Source organism: Vibrio sp. TRT 29B02, from assembly GCF_050113655.1.
Lineage (GTDB): Bacteria > Pseudomonadota > Gammaproteobacteria > Enterobacterales > Vibrionaceae > Vibrio.
In genome coordinates this window covers 51,173-66,828 of sequence record NZ_JBNJOJ010000019.1, presented here as the reverse complement: position 1 = coordinate 66,828, position 15,656 = coordinate 51,173, and the positions used below count along the sequence as shown (strand labels likewise).

At 46.0% G+C, this 15,656-nt stretch carries 15 protein-coding genes; 5 read left to right on the top strand and 10 right to left on the bottom strand.

All coding sequences use genetic code 11. From position 1 onward, the window contains the following. Positions 1–19: 19 nt before the first annotated feature. From odhB to sdhC, 6 genes are all read right to left on the bottom strand, one after another. The gene (odhB, locus tag ACQEXT_RS12975; protein ID WP_138971791.1) at positions 20–1,225 is read right to left on the bottom strand and encodes a 2-oxoglutarate dehydrogenase complex dihydrolipoyllysine-residue succinyltransferase; all 1,206 of its coding nucleotides are present in this window, start codon (positions 1,223–1,225) and stop codon (positions 20–22) included. A 28-nt stretch (positions 1,226–1,253) separates the two neighbouring features. After that, on the bottom strand, positions 1,254–4,079 hold the full coding sequence (gene sucA, locus ACQEXT_RS12970) for a 2-oxoglutarate dehydrogenase E1 component (protein WP_331417968.1): 2,826 nt from the start codon (positions 4,077–4,079) through the stop codon (positions 1,254–1,256). 91 nt (positions 4,080–4,170) lie between these two features. Then, the gene (locus ACQEXT_RS12965; RefSeq protein WP_138971789.1) at positions 4,171–4,881 is read right to left on the bottom strand and encodes a succinate dehydrogenase iron-sulfur subunit; all 711 of its coding nucleotides are present in this window, start codon (positions 4,879–4,881) and stop codon (positions 4,171–4,173) included. An 18-nt stretch (positions 4,882–4,899) separates the two neighbouring features. Next, positions 4,900–6,666 (bottom strand): succinate dehydrogenase flavoprotein subunit, encoded by a 1,767-nt coding sequence (gene sdhA, locus ACQEXT_RS12960; protein ID WP_269378202.1) that lies wholly within the window; start codon positions 6,664–6,666, stop codon positions 4,900–4,902. Then, on the bottom strand, positions 6,667–7,011 hold the full coding sequence (gene sdhD, locus ACQEXT_RS12955) for a succinate dehydrogenase, hydrophobic membrane anchor protein (protein WP_138971787.1): 345 nt from the start codon (positions 7,009–7,011) through the stop codon (positions 6,667–6,669). Next, positions 7,005–7,397: a succinate dehydrogenase cytochrome b556 subunit gene (gene sdhC, locus ACQEXT_RS12950; RefSeq protein ID WP_006881303.1), complete on the bottom strand. Its 393-nt coding sequence runs from the start codon at positions 7,395–7,397 to the stop codon at positions 7,005–7,007. The genes sdhD and sdhC overlap by 7 nt, the downstream gene beginning before the upstream one ends. 395 nt (positions 7,398–7,792) lie before the next feature. Here sdhC and ACQEXT_RS12945 point away from each other — a divergent pair, with 395 nt between their 5' ends. Continuing rightward, positions 7,793–9,082 carry a citrate synthase gene (locus ACQEXT_RS12945; RefSeq protein ID WP_269378199.1) on the top strand — a complete coding sequence of 430 codons (1,290 nt, stop codon included), beginning with the start codon at positions 7,793–7,795 and terminating at the stop codon, positions 9,080–9,082. A gap of 177 nt (positions 9,083–9,259) precedes the next feature. On the opposite strand, the gene ACQEXT_RS12940 is transcribed toward ACQEXT_RS12945, so the two are convergent. Further along, entirely contained in the window at positions 9,260–10,018 is a 759-nt protein-coding gene (locus ACQEXT_RS12940) for a Nif3-like dinuclear metal center hexameric protein (RefSeq protein WP_331417969.1), read from the bottom strand. Positions 10,019–10,132: 114 nt separating this feature from the next. Between ACQEXT_RS12940 and ACQEXT_RS12935 the strand changes: the two genes are divergently transcribed. After that, a complete protein-coding gene (locus ACQEXT_RS12935; RefSeq protein ID WP_426952392.1) occupies positions 10,133–10,894 on the top strand; it encodes a DUF1853 family protein in 762 nt (253 codons plus the stop codon). A 179-nt stretch (positions 10,895–11,073) separates the two neighbouring features. On the opposite strand, the gene pgm is transcribed toward ACQEXT_RS12935, so the two are convergent. Together pgm and seqA are read right to left on the bottom strand one after the other, a co-directional pair. Then, the gene (gene pgm / locus ACQEXT_RS12930) at positions 11,074–12,720 is read right to left on the bottom strand and encodes a phosphoglucomutase (alpha-D-glucose-1,6-bisphosphate-dependent) (protein ID WP_426952391.1); all 1,647 of its coding nucleotides are present in this window, start codon (positions 12,718–12,720) and stop codon (positions 11,074–11,076) included. Between the two features lie 96 nt (positions 12,721–12,816). After that, complete coding sequence (gene seqA, locus ACQEXT_RS12925; protein WP_138971782.1) at positions 12,817–13,359, bottom strand: replication initiation negative regulator SeqA; 543 nt, start codon at positions 13,357–13,359, stop codon at positions 12,817–12,819. Positions 13,360–13,451: 92 nt separating this feature from the next. On the opposite strand from seqA, the gene ACQEXT_RS12920 reads away from it, so the two are divergent. From ACQEXT_RS12920 to fldA, 3 genes are all read left to right on the top strand, one after another. Further along, a complete protein-coding gene (locus ACQEXT_RS12920) occupies positions 13,452–14,216 on the top strand; it encodes an alpha/beta fold hydrolase (protein ID WP_426952389.1) in 765 nt (254 codons plus the stop codon). Positions 14,217–14,309: 93 nt separating this feature from the next. Beyond that, positions 14,310–14,531: a DUF2788 domain-containing protein gene (locus ACQEXT_RS12915; protein WP_053440537.1), complete on the top strand. Its 222-nt coding sequence runs from the start codon at positions 14,310–14,312 to the stop codon at positions 14,529–14,531. A gap of 43 nt (positions 14,532–14,574) precedes the next feature. Further along, positions 14,575–15,108: a flavodoxin FldA gene (fldA, locus tag ACQEXT_RS12910; protein WP_138971779.1), complete on the top strand. Its 534-nt coding sequence runs from the start codon at positions 14,575–14,577 to the stop codon at positions 15,106–15,108. Positions 15,109–15,150: 42 nt separating this feature from the next. Here fldA and ACQEXT_RS12905 read toward each other — a convergent pair whose 3' ends face one another. Then, positions 15,151–15,651, bottom strand: a complete 501-nt coding sequence (locus ACQEXT_RS12905) for a DUF4442 domain-containing protein (protein ID WP_331417974.1) — start codon at positions 15,649–15,651, stop codon at positions 15,151–15,153. Positions 15,652–15,656 lie beyond the last annotated feature (5 nt).

Here is a 15,656-nt window from a genome sequence, read left to right as displayed (position 1 = left end):
ACTAGACGTTTTGGCGATATTAAACGTCTAATAGCAGACGTGCTGGATCTTCTAGCAACTCTTTAATCGTCACTAGGAAGCCCACTGATTCACGACCATCGATTAAACGGTGATCGTAAGACAGCGCAAGGTACATCATCGGCAGAATTTCTACTTTGCCATCAACTGCCATTGGGCGATCTTGAATCTTGTGCATACCAAGAATCGCTGATTGTGGCGGGTTGATGATTGGCGTAGACATCAGTGAGCCAAATACACCACCGTTAGTGATAGTGAAGTTGCCCCCCATCAAGTCTTCAACCGTCAGTTTTCCATCACGGCCTTTGATGGCTAGATCTTTGATACCTTTTTCGATATCAGCGAAGCCTAGTGTGTCACAATCTTTTAGAACTGGAGTGACTAGACCGCGTGGCGTAGATACCGCCATGCTGATGTCGAAGTAGTTGTGGTAAACGATATCATCGCCATCAATCGATGCGTTGACTTCAGGGTAACGTTTCAGTGCTTCTGTCACCGCTTTCACGTAGAAAGACATAAAGCCTAAACGAATACCGTGACGCTCTTCGAACTGGTCTTTGTATTGCTTACGAAGATCCATGATTGGTTTCATGTTTACTTCGTTGAACGTCGTTAGCATTGCTGTGCTGTTTTTCGCTTCTAGAAGACGGTTGGCTACCGTCTTACGTAAACGCGTCATTGGCACACGCTTCTGGCTACGAGCAGCCGCTGGCGCATCAACAGCAGGAGCATCTGCTTTTGGTGCCGCTTTAGCGTTCGCAAGATGTGCTTCAATATCTTCACGAGTGATACGACCGCCTACACCAGTGCCTTTGACTTGGCTAGCTTCGAGGCCGTGTTCAGCAAGAAGACGACGAACTGCTGGGCTTAGTGCATCGTTGCTCTCTTCAGTTAGAGACGCTTTATGACGCTTATCTGGAGACGCTTCTGACTCTTCAGTCGTGTCCGTAGTCGGTTCACCCGCTACCGCACCTGGCTTAATACGAGCAATCAACTGCTTAGAAAGTACTGTTGCGCCTTCTTCTTCAATAATGGCTTCCAGAATACCCGCTTCAGGTGCTGGTACTTCAAGTACTACTTTGTCTGTCTCGATATCAACCAGTACTTCATCACGCGCAACTAAGTCGCCTGGTTGTTTGTGCCATGTTGCCACTGTTGCATCAGCGACAGATTCAGGTAAATCTGGAACCAGAATTTCAATTGTCATATCTGTTTCTTCCTTTAACTTCTAGCTCTTAATCCGAAGTTTTTGTATTCACGTTAAGTGCGTCTTCAACCAACGCTTTCTGTTGTTTCAAGTGTACCGACATGTAACCTACTGCAGGTGATGCTGATGCTGGACGACCAGCGTATTTAAGATCTGCACCTGCTGGGATGGCAGCACGGAAGTTGTGTTGGCTACAGTACCAAGCGCCTTGGTTTTGAGGCTCTTCCTGACACCAGACAAAATCTTCTACATTGGTGTATTGCTCAATGACAGCCTTAACTTCATCCAATGGGAATGGGTATAGCTGTTCAATACGAACAATCGCCACGTCATCCTGTTCATTGTTACGACGCTGCTCAAGCAGATCGAAGTAAACTTTACCAGAACAGAAAACAACGCGTTTCACCTTCGCAGCTTCTAGGTCATCAATCTCACCAATCGCCGCTTGGAATGTGCCTTCTGCTAACTCTTCAATGGTTGAAGTACATAGCGGATGACGAAGCAGAGATTTTGGAGACATAACCACAAGTGGACGGCGCATCGGTCTTACAACCTGACGACGAATCATGTGGTAAACCTGAGCCGGAGTTGAAGGAACAACAACTTGCATATTTTGTTCAGCACATAACTGAAGGTAACGTTCTAAACGAGCAGACGAGTGCTCAGGACCCTGACCTTCATAACCGTGCGGTAGTAGCATTGTTAGGCCACATAGACGTGCCCACTTCTGCTCACCAGATGAGATGAACTGGTCGATAACAACTTGTGCACCGTTAGCAAAATCACCGAACTGCGCTTCCCAAATCGTTAAGCCGCCAGGCTCAGCCGTCGCGTAACCGTACTCAAACGCAAGTACTGCTTCTTCAGATAGCACTGAGTCGAAGACCTCGAACGGACCTTGCTTATCATGAATGTTCGCTAGCGGAACAAACGTACTAGCATCATTTTGGTTATGCAGTACCGAGTGACGGTGGAAGAAAGTACCACGACCAGAATCCTGACCTGAGATACGAATACGCTTACCGTCATCAAGCAAAGTGGCGTAGGCAAGTGTTTCTGCCATACCCCAGTCAATTGCCTTCTCACCACTTAACATTGCTGTACGGTCATTGTATAGCTTGTTAACGCGGCTCTGTAGTTTGTGGCTTTCTGGATACTGACAAATACGCTGACCAAGCTCGACTAGACGACCTTTGTCAAACTCGTTTTTCCACTCAACGTCCCAGTCATGTCCAAGATATGGCGACCAGTCAACAGAGTGTAATGCCATCGGGCGCCACTCTTTAACAACCACTTCGCCGCGGTCTAGAGCGTCACGATACTCATTCACTAGCTGCGTCGCTGTATCGATCCCGAAGTCACCGCGCTCAATCAACACGTCTGCGTAAAGCTTACGTGGCGTTGGGTGCTTCTTGATCTTTTGATACATCAGTGGCTGAGTCGCATTTGGCTCATCAGCTTCGTTGTGACCGTGGCGACGGTAACAAACAAGATCGATCACCACATCGCGCTTAAATTCATTACGGTAATCAAGAGCGATACGAGTAACGAAGGCCACCGCTTCTGGGTCATCAGCGTTAACGTGGAAAATTGGCGCCTGAACCATCTTAGCGATGTCAGTACAGTACATAGTCGAACGGGTATCGTTCGGGTTTGACGTAGTGAAACCTACTTGGTTATTAACTACGATACGAACCGTACCGCCAACACGGAAACCGCGAGCTTGCGACATGTTGAAGGTTTCAGCTACAACACCCTGACCTGCGATCGCTGAGTCACCATGAATGGTAATAGGAAGCACAGTTGAACCATCAGTATCACCTAAACGATCCTGACGAGCACGAACCGAACCGATAACTACTGGGTTAACAATCTCAAGGTGAGACGGGTTGAATGCTAGCGCTAAGTGGACATCGCCACCTGGTGTTGCGAAGTCAGCAGAGAAACCTTGGTGATATTTAACATCACCCGTACCCCATGAATCGCCATGCTTACCCGCAAACTCATCAAATAGGTCTTGTGGTTTCTTACCAAGAACGTTAACCAGCATGTTAAGACGTCCGCGGTGAGCCATACCAATAACGACTTCGCGCATACCGCTCTTACCGGCATGACGGATTAACTCTTTAGTCATTGGGATTAGCGCATCACCACCTTCAAGCGAGAAACGTTTTGCACCTGGGAATTTTGCTCCTAAGTAACGCTCCAAGCCTTCCGCTGCTGTCAGCTCTTCAAGAAATTCTTGTTTTTCTTCCTTGCTGAACGTTGGTTGGCCAACGACTGATTCCAAACGCTGCTGGATCCAACGTTTTTGCTCAGTGTCAGTCATGTGCATGTATTCAGCACCAACCGAACCACAATAGATTTTGTTCAGCGAAGAGTGGATGTCTCTCAACTTCATTGTATCTTTGCCAATAGCAAAAGAACCTACGTTGAAAGTTTCTTCAAGATCATCTTGTGTAAGATTATGGAATGAAGGATCTAGCTCCGCCACTGGTGGACGTTGCCATAAACCTAAAGGGTCAAGCTGAGCCGCTTCGTGACCACGAAAGCGATAAGCATTGATTAATTGAAGTACTTTTACCTGTTTAGCGTCGACATCAGGATCACTAACTTGGACATTGTAATGCTTCGTTTCTTGAGCGAGTCGTCGGAAGTAGTCACGGACACGTGAGTGTGGTTGTTCGACCACCTCTTCTGATGGCTTAGGTAAACCATCAAAAACACGTTTCCACTCCTCACTTACCAGATCGGGATCACTTAGATACAGTTCGTAGAGGTCCTCTACATACGTTGCATTGGCGCCAGCCAAGTGTGAAGACTCGAGCCACGCCTTCATCACGCCGTTGTGCATATTTTCCCTTAACCAGTAGTTTTCACGTTTGCTTCGGTCTACGCCGAGCTATTAAGAGCCGACCTAGGATAGGTCGGCAATTTGTTGTTAATTACACCGAACGATTAACCAGCATCGTTTTGATATGACCGATAGCTTTCGTCGGATTTAGTCCTTTAGGACAAACACTTACACAATTCATGATGCCGTGGCAACGGAAAACGCTAAATGCGTCATCAAGATTTGATAGACGTTCATCTGTTGCTGTATCGCGGCTATCAATTAACCAACGGTAAGCGGCTAGTAGACCAGCTGGACCAATAAATTTGTCAGGGTTCCACCAGAATGACGGACATGAAGTTGTACAACATGCACACATGATACATTCGTACAGACCATCTAGATGAGCACGCTCGTCAGGTGTTTGCAGATTCTCACGTGATGGCGGCAGAGCACCGTCATCAATCAAGAAAGGCTTAACTTTCGCATAGTTATCGTAGAACTGCGTCATGTCAACAATAAGATCTCGAACCACTGGCAAACCTGGTAGTGGGCGAATCACAATCTTGTCTGCTTTAAGAGCAGATAGCGGTGTGATACACGCAAGACCATTCTTACCGTTCATGTTCAGACCGTCTGAACCACATACGCCTTCACGGCATGAACGGCGGAATGAGATGCTTGGATCTTGCTCTTTCAGCAGGATTAAAGCATCCAGTAGCATCATGTCAGAACCATCTTCCACTTCAAGTGTGTAGTCTTTCATGTATGGCTTTTGGTCGACGTCCGGATTGTAGCGGTACAAAGAGAAATTCAGTTTCATATTCTTATTCTCCTTTCCTTAGTACGTACGAGCTTTCGGTGGAAACGCTTCACGGTGAACCGGTTCCATGTTTACGTCACGCTTGCTCATGCCTTCCGTTTCTGGATTGTAGATAGAGTGACATAGCCACTGCTCATCATCACGATCTGGGAAGTCAAAACGAGCGTGCGCACCGCGGCTTTCTGTACGGTAGTTTGCCGCTACAGCAGTTGCGTAAGCTGTTTCCATTAAGTTTTCTAGCTCAAGACACTCAATACGTTGCGTGTTGAACTCAGTTGACTTGTCAGCAAGGTGTGCGTTCTTCAGACGCTCACGGATTACCTTCAGCTCTTCTAGACCTTTAGCCATAGCATCGCCTTCACGGAATACCGAGAAGTTGTTCTGCATACATCTTTGTAGATCTTTACGAATTTGCGCTGGGTCTTCACCCTCAGTGCTGTTTTCCCAACGGTTGTAACGCTCTAGAGAACGTTCGATATCCGCTTCTGTCGCTGGTTTCGCTTCCGCTTGCTTCGCTAGAGTTTCACCTAGGTGCAGACCTGTTGCACGACCAAATACGACTAAGTCTAGTAGTGAGTTGCCACCTAGACGGTTAGCACCGTGAACCGATACAGACGCAATCTCACCACAAGCAAATAGGCCTTGAACCTCAACGTCCGCGCCATTTGCATCTTGCTTGATTGCCTGACCAGATACCTGAGTTGGGATACCACCCATCATGTAGTGACAGGTTGGGATGACTGGAATTGGCTCTTTAACTGGGTCAACGTGTGCAAACGTACGAGACAGTTCACAAACACCAGGTAGACGTGACTCTAACGTCTCTTTACCTAGGTGATCCAGTTTCAGTTTAATGTGAGGACCCCATGGACCATCGCAGCCACGGCCTTCACGAATTTCGATCATCATTGAACGAGCAACAACGTCACGACCAGCAAGGTCTTTCGCGTTTGGTGCATAACGCTCCATAAAGCGCTCGCCATCTTTGTTTAAGAGGTAACCACCTTCACCACGACAACCTTCAGTTACAAGAACACCTGCACCAGCGATACCCGTTGGGTGGAACTGCCACATTTCCATATCTTGCATAGGTACGCCAGCACGTAGTGCCATACCAACACCATCACCCGTGTTGATGTGAGCGTTAGTTGTTGATGCGTAGATACGACCTGCACCACCCGTTGCTAGGATGGTCGCTTTAGCTTTGAAGTAACAAACTTCACCCGTTTCCATACATAGCGCTGTACAACCTAGAACAACACCATCTTCATTCTTAACAAGGTCAAGTGCATACCACTCAGAGAAAACCGTTGTTTTGTGTTTGATGTTTTGTTGGTAAAGCGTGTGTAGAAGCGCGTGACCTGTACGGTCCGCAGCCGCTGCGGTACGAGCAGCCTGCTCGCCACCAAAGTTTTTCGACTGACCGCCAAAAGGACGTTGGTAGATAGTACCGTTGTCAAAACGAGAGAAAGGTAAACCCATTTTCTCTAGTTCGATAACTGACTCAGGACCGTTCTTACACATGTACTCGATAGCGTTTTGGTCGCCGATGTAGTCTGAACCTTTAACGGTATCGTACATATGCTGTTCCCAGTGGTCTTCATGTGCGTTACCTAACGCAACCGTGATACCGCCCTGTGCTGATACCGTGTGAGAACGAGTAGGAAAAACTTTAGAAAGCAACGCACATGATAGGCCTTGCTCAGAAATTTGTAGCGCAGCACGCATGCCTGCACCACCAGCGCCGATTACAACGGCATCAAATTCGCGAACTGGAATAGACACTTACGCACCCCACAGAATAAATAGACCAGAGAAGAAGTAACCAAACAGTACAGCGATAATGCCTAACTGTAGGCCGCCACGAAGCTTAGCGCACTTGATGTAGTCAGTAAGAACTTGCCACAAGCCAATCCATGCGTGGATTAAAACACAAACTAACGCTAGCATCGTGAACACTTTAGTGAATGTGCCACCAAAGAACTGAGTCCAAGATACGTAAGAAATATCCGTGAAAGCACAGAAGCTAACCAGATAAATAGTATAAAGTGTCATGATGATCGCAGTCGCACGAATCAATAGGAAATCGTGGACACCATTACGACCAAAAGATGAAATATGTTTTACCATACCATTACCCCCGCCAGTAGAGACAGAACGGCTGTAGCTGCGAATGCAACCTTAGCGCTCATTGCACCAGATTCCAGCTCTTCAAAATGACCCATATCCATCAGTAGGTGACGAACACCACCAGCGATGTGATAGGCCAAAGCCGTTAAGATGCCCCATAAGATAAACTTCACAAAGAAACCGTCGACAATATCAACAGCCTCTGCATAACCGACTGGGGAGGATAGCGAAATGGATAATAACCACAGCAAAATTCCGACAGCCACAAACGTAATCACACCGGAGACACGGTGTAAGATAGATGCGATTGCAGTGATCGGAAAGCGAATGGTCTGTAAATCTAAATTAACAGGTCTTGACTTTCTTTCTTTCACGGGCTTGCTCACTCAGCTCCATTGAGCATTTATAGTTATGAACGAATTTTGATTGCAAACCTACAAAAGTTAACATTTATTTAACAGTTGACTGCAACAATTGTCGGAGTATTTTGTAAAATAATTGTTAACAACAAGGATTAAAACTTCACCTCACATTTGTTTCAAGCCTTGAATTTATAAGGTTTCCACCAAAATTTACTGCGCCACTATACGGCTGGCAACATTCTAATACAATTGATGTAACAATTTTTGCTACACAGACCAGATTTTTAACGTTACACCTTCAAAAAATCATAACAAGTGCACACATCAGAGGAGAAAAATTGACTTTGATAACGAACACACGTACAAAAATGTCACACAAACATCCTGGACGGATTAAATAATAAACAAAGGAGATTGTTATGGCAGATAAGAAAGCTACCCTTCACGTTGAAGGTCAAGCGCCTATCGAGCTACCAATTACTGAAGGTGTTTTAGGCACACCAGTAATTGACGTTCGTAAACTGGGAGCAAACGGATTTTTCACTTTTGACCCAGGTTTTCTTGCCACTGCATCCTGTGAATCTCAAATCACCTACATCGATGGCGGCAAAGGTATTCTTTTGCACCGCGGTTACCCGATTGATCAGCTAGCTAATAATGCTGATTATTTAGAAGTATGTTACATCCTTCTTTATGGTGAAGCCCCTACACGTGAGCAATACGAGCAGTTCAAAACAACAGTAACTCGTCACACTATGGTCCATGAGCAAATCGCAAGCTTCTTCCACGGCTTCCGTCGTGATGCTCACCCAATGGCTGTAATGTGTGGTGTTGTTGGCGCATTAGCTGCTTTCTACCACGATTCACTCGACATTAATAATGACGTACACCGTGAGATCACGGCATTCCGACTATTGTCAAAAATGCCAACACTTGCGGCAATGTGTTACAAGTACTCAGTTGGTCAGCCGTTCATTTACCCACGTAATGACCTAAGCTATGCAGAGAACTTCCTACACATGATGTTCGCTAACCCATGTGAAGAGTATGAAGTTAATCCTGTTGTTGCTCGCGCAATGGACAAGATCTTCACTCTACACGCAGACCATGAACAAAACGCATCGACGTCTACTGTACGTCTAGCTGGTTCTTCAGGCGCTAACCCGTTTGCATGTATTGCGGCTGGTATCGCATCACTTTGGGGCCCTGCTCACGGCGGTGCTAACGAAGCGTGCCTGAAGATGCTTGAAGAGATCGGTAGCGTAGACAACATCCCTGAGTATGTTGCACGCGCGAAAGATAAAGATGACCCGTTCCGCCTAATGGGCTTCGGTCACCGCGTTTACAAGAACTACGATCCACGCGCAACTGTAATGCGAGAAACGTGTCACGAAGTGCTTAAAGAGCTAAACATCCAAGATCCACTGCTTGATGTAGCAATGGAACTTGAGCGTATTGCCCTTTCTGACGAATACTTCGTATCTAAGAAACTATACCCGAACGTAGATTTCTACTCAGGTATCATTCTTAAAGCGATTGGTATTCCAGTTTCTATGTTTACGGTAATCTTTGCTCTATCACGCACGATTGGCTGGATTGCACACTGGAACGAAATGCACAGCGACCCACTTAACCGTATCGGTCGTCCTCGTCAGCTTTACACAGGTGAAGTTCAACGTGAATTCTCGCCTATCCACGAGCGTGAATAGTTTCTAATTCTCAGGGATTAGAATCTAGAAGAGTTAAGGGTTGATGCGAGAGCATCAGCCCTTTTTTAGAGTCGAGAAAATCTCGAAGGGCGCAGCCCGTTCTAAATTCTCGCAGGACGAAGTCCGGTCTCGAAGCGAAGCGTTTTAGTATCTAGAAGGGCACAGCCCATCCTTTTCCTAAACTGGATTATCAATGTCGATAAATGTCACATCTAATCCGTGCTCCTGTGCCAACCATTCACCCAGAGCTTTGATCCCGTAACGTTCAGTGGCATGGTGGCCGGCAGCAAAGTAGTGTACCCCCATTTCACGAGCCGTGTAGGTCGTACGTTCAGATATCTCACCCGAAATAAACGCATCAAGTCCGAGACGAACTGCCAATTCAATGTAGTCCTGACCACCACCGGTGCACCAGCCGATGGTCTCAATGAGTTTACTGTCATCTTCAGGTGCGATGTGGAGAGGTTGGCGATTAAGCACTTTATCAATTTTATGGGCGAACTCACCACCAGACATAGGCGGGTTTAGGCGACCAAACATTGCGACAGATTGTTCATGACCTTCCATTCCCCCTTCGACCTCAATGTCGAGCAGGCGTGCAAGTTCCGAGTTGTTACCTAATTCAGGGTGAATATCTAAAGGCAGATGGTAACCCAGTAAGTTGATATCATTTTTTATCAGGCTACGAATGCGTTTCCCTTTCATGCCACGAATTGGTTCAGGTTCGCCTTTCCAGAAATAACCGTGATGGACAATAATTGCATCCGCATTGAGTTCGATCGCTTTATCAATCAATGCCTGTGAAGCGGTTACGCCCGTCACGACTTTCTCAATGGTCTCTTTGCCTTCAATTTGGAGCCCGTTTGGCGCATAGTCCTTGATCAACTGCGGAGACAGCTTCTCATTCAGAATCTTTTCTAGTTTTAAGTTGTTCATTCTCTTGTCCGATCGATGACTGTTTACTTAGTTGCTTCAAAGTGTATTCCAACCATAGCAACGATACCAGCAGCCCGTTACAATAGTGCCAAACCCAAATTATCAGGTCTTTGGATGAGCCAACTCGAACGTTTCTATCACTGGATAGCGGCTGCGCCTTCACTATTTGAATTAAAAGCCCCTTTCGAGAGCCTTGAACACTTGATACCTCCCCCACTGGAAGCGAGTGAATATCGTGGTAATCCTAGACTCGGTTTTCTCTATCAATATTTGTGTACAGAACTACTCAAGCATAGCGGTCACTATCAGTTAGAAGCCGAAGAGATTCAGGTCAACCAGCCGTCAGGTCAGACGCTTGGTGCCATTGATCTCATTTTAAGCAACACTATTGAGCAACGATTGGAGCATTGGGAAGTCGCCATAAAGTTCTACCTATTGCACCAAGGTACATGGTATGGGCCGAATGCTCACGACCAACTCGATATCAAACTCAATAGAATGTTATCTCATCAACTCAAGATGAGCGCTCGTCCTGAGTTCTTAACACAGTACCCACAATATGAAGATCTGTCAGAGCACTTACTCCTGCAAGGTCGACTTTATATCAATCCTTTTTCCCCTGAAGAGGTTCCTCAACAGTGTTTAGGCTATCGATTGAATCACAGTCAGATTAGTGGCTATTGGTGTTATCAAAGTCAGTGGGAGCAGATTGGAGAGCCACTCTACCCACTTGAAAAACCACAGTGGGCCACGGGGACGGAGCTATTTGACACCCCGATAGATAAACCGAACGGGCGCTTTGTGCATGCACAGAGTAAAGAAGGACAGTTTTGGTTTGTTGTGCCGGATAGTTGGCCAGGGGCGAGTAGCGAGTAGCGAGTAGCGAGTAGCGAGTAGCGAGTAGCGAGTAGCGAGTAGCGAGTAGCGAGTAGCGAGTAGCGAAAAATTAAAGGGCTGACGCTCGGCGTCAACCCTTTCTTGATACTGAAACTGCAACTTCAGACCATTGCTCGCCTTCTAGAAGGACGAAGCGTAGCCTAAGAGGCACCTTCGCTTTAAAGCCCAGCTTTAGCGAAAACCTGATTCACAATCTCTTGCGCTTCGGCTTCGATCTGTTTCAGGTGTTCTGCACCTTTAAAGCTCTCGCAATAGATTTTGTAAATATCTTCAGTACCTGACGGACGCGCTGCAAACCAGCCGTTTTCAGTCGTTACTTTAAGACCGCCAATCGCTGCGCCATTGCCCGGAGCATGAGTCAGACGCGCTGTGATAGCATCACCCGCTAAAGTCTCCGCCGTCACCATTTCAGCTGAAAGCTTCTTCAGTACCTCTTTTTGCGGGCCGTTCGCCACAGCTTGAATACGGCTGTATTCAGAAGTGCCGTGCTTAGCTGCAAGCTCTTCATAGTATTGCTGAGGATTTTTGCCAGTTACTGCGGTAATTTCAGCGGCTAGCAGACATAAAATAATGCCATCTTTGTCGGTTGACCAAGGCGTACCGTCCTTACGTAAGAAAGACGCCCCTGCACTCTCTTCACCACCAAAGCCAAACTTACCTTCGTAAAGGCCATCTACAAACCACTTAAAGCCCACAGGTACTTCGCATAGTTCGCGACCTAAGTCCGCGACAACTCGGTCAATCAAGGCACTTGATACTAGCGTCTTGCCTACCGCGACATCTTTACCCCAGCCTTCACGATGACGATATAGGTAGTCAATACACACGGCTAAGAAGTGGTTCGGGTTCATTAGGCCTTTCGGTGTAACAATACCGTGGCGGTCGTAATCTGGGTCATTACCAAACGCTAAATCATACTCATCTTTAAGTGCTAATAGGCCAGCCATCGCGTAAGGCGACGAGCAGTCCATACGTACCACGCCATCTTTATCTAGAGACATGAACTGGAACGAAGGATCAATCGCTTCACTGACCAAGGTTAAATCTAGATTGTACGCTGTTGCGATCTGACGCCAGTAATCAATGCCACTCCCCCCTAATGGATCGACACCAATTTTAAGATTCGATTTTTGAATCGCTTCCATGTCGATCACATTCACTAAGTCATCAATGTATGGTTTCACAAGATCTTTTTGAATCAATAGCTCTGACGCTTTTGCTTGTGCTAACGGCATGCGTTTCACGCCTTGAAGCCCTTCAGCAATCAGTGCATTCGCACGATCTTGGATAGCCTGAGTCAATTCACCTTCGGCAGGGCCACCATGTGTCGGGTTGTACTTAATACCACCATCTTGTGGTGGGTTATGGGAAGGCGTAATAACGATACCATCGGCTTTATCTTGGTTTACTAAATTGTGCGTCAGGATTGCATGAGAGACACCAGGTGTCGGGGTATAGCCGTTATTTTCCTGTACAATCACTTGCACACCATTGGCGACTAGCACTTCTACCACTGTCGAAAACGCAGGCTCAGAAAGTGCGTGAGTATCTTTACCCACAAAAAGTGGTCCTGTCGTTCCTTTTTCAGCACGTACTTCAGCAACAGCTTGAGCAATCGCCAGAATATGGTGCTCGTTAAAGGTCACTTTATCCGCCGTACCGCGATGACCAGAAGTACCAAATTCAACTTTGTGAGCTGGGTTTGAAGGATTAGGTTGGAGAAGGAAGTAATTTGAAACTAACGCTGGAATATTGTGTAGATCTTGCTGCTGAGCTTTTTGTCCCGCTCGTGGGTGCATCGCCATTTTGACATCCTTTCTAAAATACAGAGAAATAAAAAAACCTCATAATACGTGAACTATATAACGCATTATGAGGTTTGAATCAGATAATTTTGATTTTTAAATCGAGTTTGTCACTTTCTCGATGAGATCTGATGGGAAACTCATTCGCGTCATGAGTTGCTCAACCATCTGTCTTTTTCGACTGGTATTATTATTGGTAATAACCCAGAAAGGTGAACCTGGAATCGCTTTTGGCTTAGTCGTATTACCGTTGGCAAGTAGGGTCTGCTCGTTATCCGCGAAGTAAACTCGCTTACGGCCTTTAACTTGCGTTGCTTCAGAGAAACCATTTGGATTAATGTGATGCAGCGTAGATAAAACAAGCATGAAGCGATCAATCGCTTTTTTAAGACCAGCAAACTCATCGGAAATAAGCAGAGAACGCATCTCTTTGACACTGTCTACTGTCTCTTCTTTAATTGCATCTTTGCTAACCACTACACCCTTTGGTTGCGTCGCTACCTGCGGTTGGCTTGCTACCGAGCTCTGTACATCCGTCATCAATAGACGGCGTAAGATATCCGAAGCACTCTCGCCAATATGCTGGGTTTGACTTGCGATGTAACGGTATAGATCCTCATCAACCTCAATTGTTTTCATTCGCTTTTCACAATCTCTATGTTTAAACTCTGGGGGATTATAGCGAGATCTTTAAAGAGACTCTACGGTTAACCGGTAACGAATAAAATAAAATGTCACATCTGCTCAACTACAAAGTCGAAGGTGAGGGTCACACCATAGTTTTGATCCACGGTTTGTTTGGTAATTTGGACAACCTTGGGCTATTGGCTCGAGATTTGCGCCAAGATCATCAAGTGGTTAGTGTCGATCTAAGAAACCATGGTCAATCGTTTCAGAGCGAAGAGCACAGTTATCCGCTCATGGCGGAGGATGTCTACCAATTACTGACATCACTGGAGTTTGAGTCCTACACGCTTATTGGTCATTCAATGGGTGGAAAAGTGGCCATGAAGGTAGCTGAAATGGCAGCAGATCGAGTTGAAAAACTGATCGTTTTAGACATGGCGCCAGTGAAATACACGCAAAACCGTCACGACAATGTTTTCCATGGATTACAGGCAGTTATTGCAGAGAAACCAGCTAACCGCAAGCAAGCTCTCGATATCCTCGCACAACATATTGAACTCGAAGGCGTGCGACAATTTCTTGGCAAGTCCTTATACAACAACGGCACTCATCTCGCGTGGCGTTTCAATGTAGAGAGCTTATTGGCTAACTATACGGAAATACTCGGCTGGCAACCTATCGAATCCATTGACACTCCGACCCTCTTTATCAAAGGAGGAGATTCAGATTACCTCACTGGTGAACATCAACCGCTCGTCCAGCAGCAATTTCGTCACGCCAAAGCTCATGTGATCGCGAATACTGGTCACTGGCTTCATGCAGAAAAGCCAACTGAAGTGCTGCGTGCAATACGTAAATTTATTGCTTAAAACAGAATGAGAGGTCAGTTGTGCTCTGACCGTTAACTTTAGTGAGCAACAATGGTATAGTGCGGCGCAAGTAATTTGGCACAAAGGGATTCCATGCTTTACGACTACATGAATATGCTCGAGTCTATTGGTCTCGATCTACTTTTCGCGTCTATCTTTTTCTTGATTGGTATGGCGATAAAAGATGTCTTAAAAGCGGGTAATGTTCCCCCTTTCGGTCGTCGCATTGTATGGTTAGTCCTATTTCTTGGCTGTGCTGGGTTTATTGCTAAAGGCATTATCCAGCTAAGTTGGGAAGGTGGTGGTCTAGGCTGATCAAGTCGGGTCACAACAGATAATAGTTAAAGGTAACGAATCTATGGCAAGTGTAGGCATCTTCTTTGGTAGCGACACAGGTAACACTGAAGCTGTTGCAAAGATGATTCAAAAGCAACTAGGTAAACAACTGGTTCATGTTCAAGATATTGCGAAAAGTAGCAAAGAAGACATCGATAACTTCGACCTTCTTCTTCTTGGTATCCCAACATGGTACTACGGCGAAGCGCAATGTGACTGGGACGACTTCTTCCCAGAGCTAGAGCAAATTGATTTCTCAACTAAGCTAGTTGCGATCTTTGGTTGTGGTGATCAGGAAGACTACGCAGAGTACTTCTGTGATGCAATGGGTACAGTACGTGACATTGTTGAAGCGAAAGGCGGCACTATCCTTGGCCATACTTCTACTGAAGGCTACGAATTCGAAGCATCAAAAGGTCTAGTCGAAGGCGACGACAGCCTATTCGTTGGTCTATGTATTGATGAAGATCGTCAACCAGAACTGACTGAACAGCGCGTCATCAACTGGTGTAAGCAAATCCACGAAGAGATGTGCTTAGCAGAGCTAGAAGACTAATCGCAATTCAAGTTGTTTAAAACCTCCCATTGGGAGGTTTTTTTATGCTGTCTGTTGTTCACCCTCATCCCTGAATTGGGGTTTCTTCCTCACGTATAGCTTGCGCTGCACTTCAGAAACAATGTTGCCCTGTTTATCTTTGACATAGATAACAAACTCGGGGAAACATTTCTCACCTTCCGCCGTCTGCGACAGAATGTTTTGCAATTGATCGTCTGTCACTCGAAATTCGGCAAACAGATCACTCTGGCCGGGCTTAATGAAGTTGATACTGGCTTCCTTATCCCAAACGTAATACCGTTCACCCAGAATCCCCATCAGCATCAGAGAGTAAGTTGGATCGGTTAAAGAAAAAATACTGCCACCATATTGGGTTCTGTTGGCATTTTTGTTCCACCAACGCAGCTTCAATTTCATTTTAACTTCACGAAAGTCATCACTGATCGATAGGATTTTAATGCCAGCCCCCCAAAACGGAGGCCATGAGTTGAGAGCAAATTTAACCACACCTGGCTTATAGATTTTCGCCAAAGACTTATTCATTGTTC

What these genes read in the sequence shown, in the direction of transcription:
- odhB (WP_138971791.1), bottom strand. Translation starts at nt 1,225, where the DNA reads ATGACAATTGAAATTCTGGTTCCAGATTTACCTGAATCTGTCGCTGAT.
- ACQEXT_RS12935 (WP_426952392.1), top strand. Translation starts at nt 10,133, where the DNA reads ATGAGCCAACTCGAACGTTTCTATCACTGGATAGCGGCTGCGCCTTCA.
- ACQEXT_RS12945 (WP_269378199.1), top strand. Translation starts at nt 7,793, where the DNA reads ATGGCAGATAAGAAAGCTACCCTTCACGTTGAAGGTCAAGCGCCTATC.
- pgm (WP_426952391.1), bottom strand. Translation starts at nt 12,720, where the DNA reads ATGGCGATGCACCCACGAGCGGGACAAAAAGCTCAGCAGCAAGATCTA.
- ACQEXT_RS12920 (WP_426952389.1), top strand. Translation starts at nt 13,452, where the DNA reads ATGTCACATCTGCTCAACTACAAAGTCGAAGGTGAGGGTCACACCATA.
- ACQEXT_RS12905 (WP_331417974.1), bottom strand. Translation starts at nt 15,651, where the DNA reads ATGAATAAGTCTTTGGCGAAAATCTATAAGCCAGGTGTGGTTAAATTT.
- ACQEXT_RS12965 (WP_138971789.1), bottom strand. Translation starts at nt 4,881, where the DNA reads ATGAAACTGAATTTCTCTTTGTACCGCTACAATCCGGACGTCGACCAA.
- sucA (WP_331417968.1), bottom strand. Translation starts at nt 4,079, where the DNA reads ATGCACAACGGCGTGATGAAGGCGTGGCTCGAGTCTTCACACTTGGCT.
- seqA (WP_138971782.1), bottom strand. Translation starts at nt 13,359, where the DNA reads ATGAAAACAATTGAGGTTGATGAGGATCTATACCGTTACATCGCAAGT.
- fldA (WP_138971779.1), top strand. Translation starts at nt 14,575, where the DNA reads ATGGCAAGTGTAGGCATCTTCTTTGGTAGCGACACAGGTAACACTGAA.
- ACQEXT_RS12940 (WP_331417969.1), bottom strand. Translation starts at nt 10,018, where the DNA reads ATGAACAACTTAAAACTAGAAAAGATTCTGAATGAGAAGCTGTCTCCG.
- sdhD (WP_138971787.1), bottom strand. Translation starts at nt 7,011, where the DNA reads ATGGTAAAACATATTTCATCTTTTGGTCGTAATGGTGTCCACGATTTC.
- ACQEXT_RS12915 (WP_053440537.1), top strand. Translation starts at nt 14,310, where the DNA reads ATGCTTTACGACTACATGAATATGCTCGAGTCTATTGGTCTCGATCTA.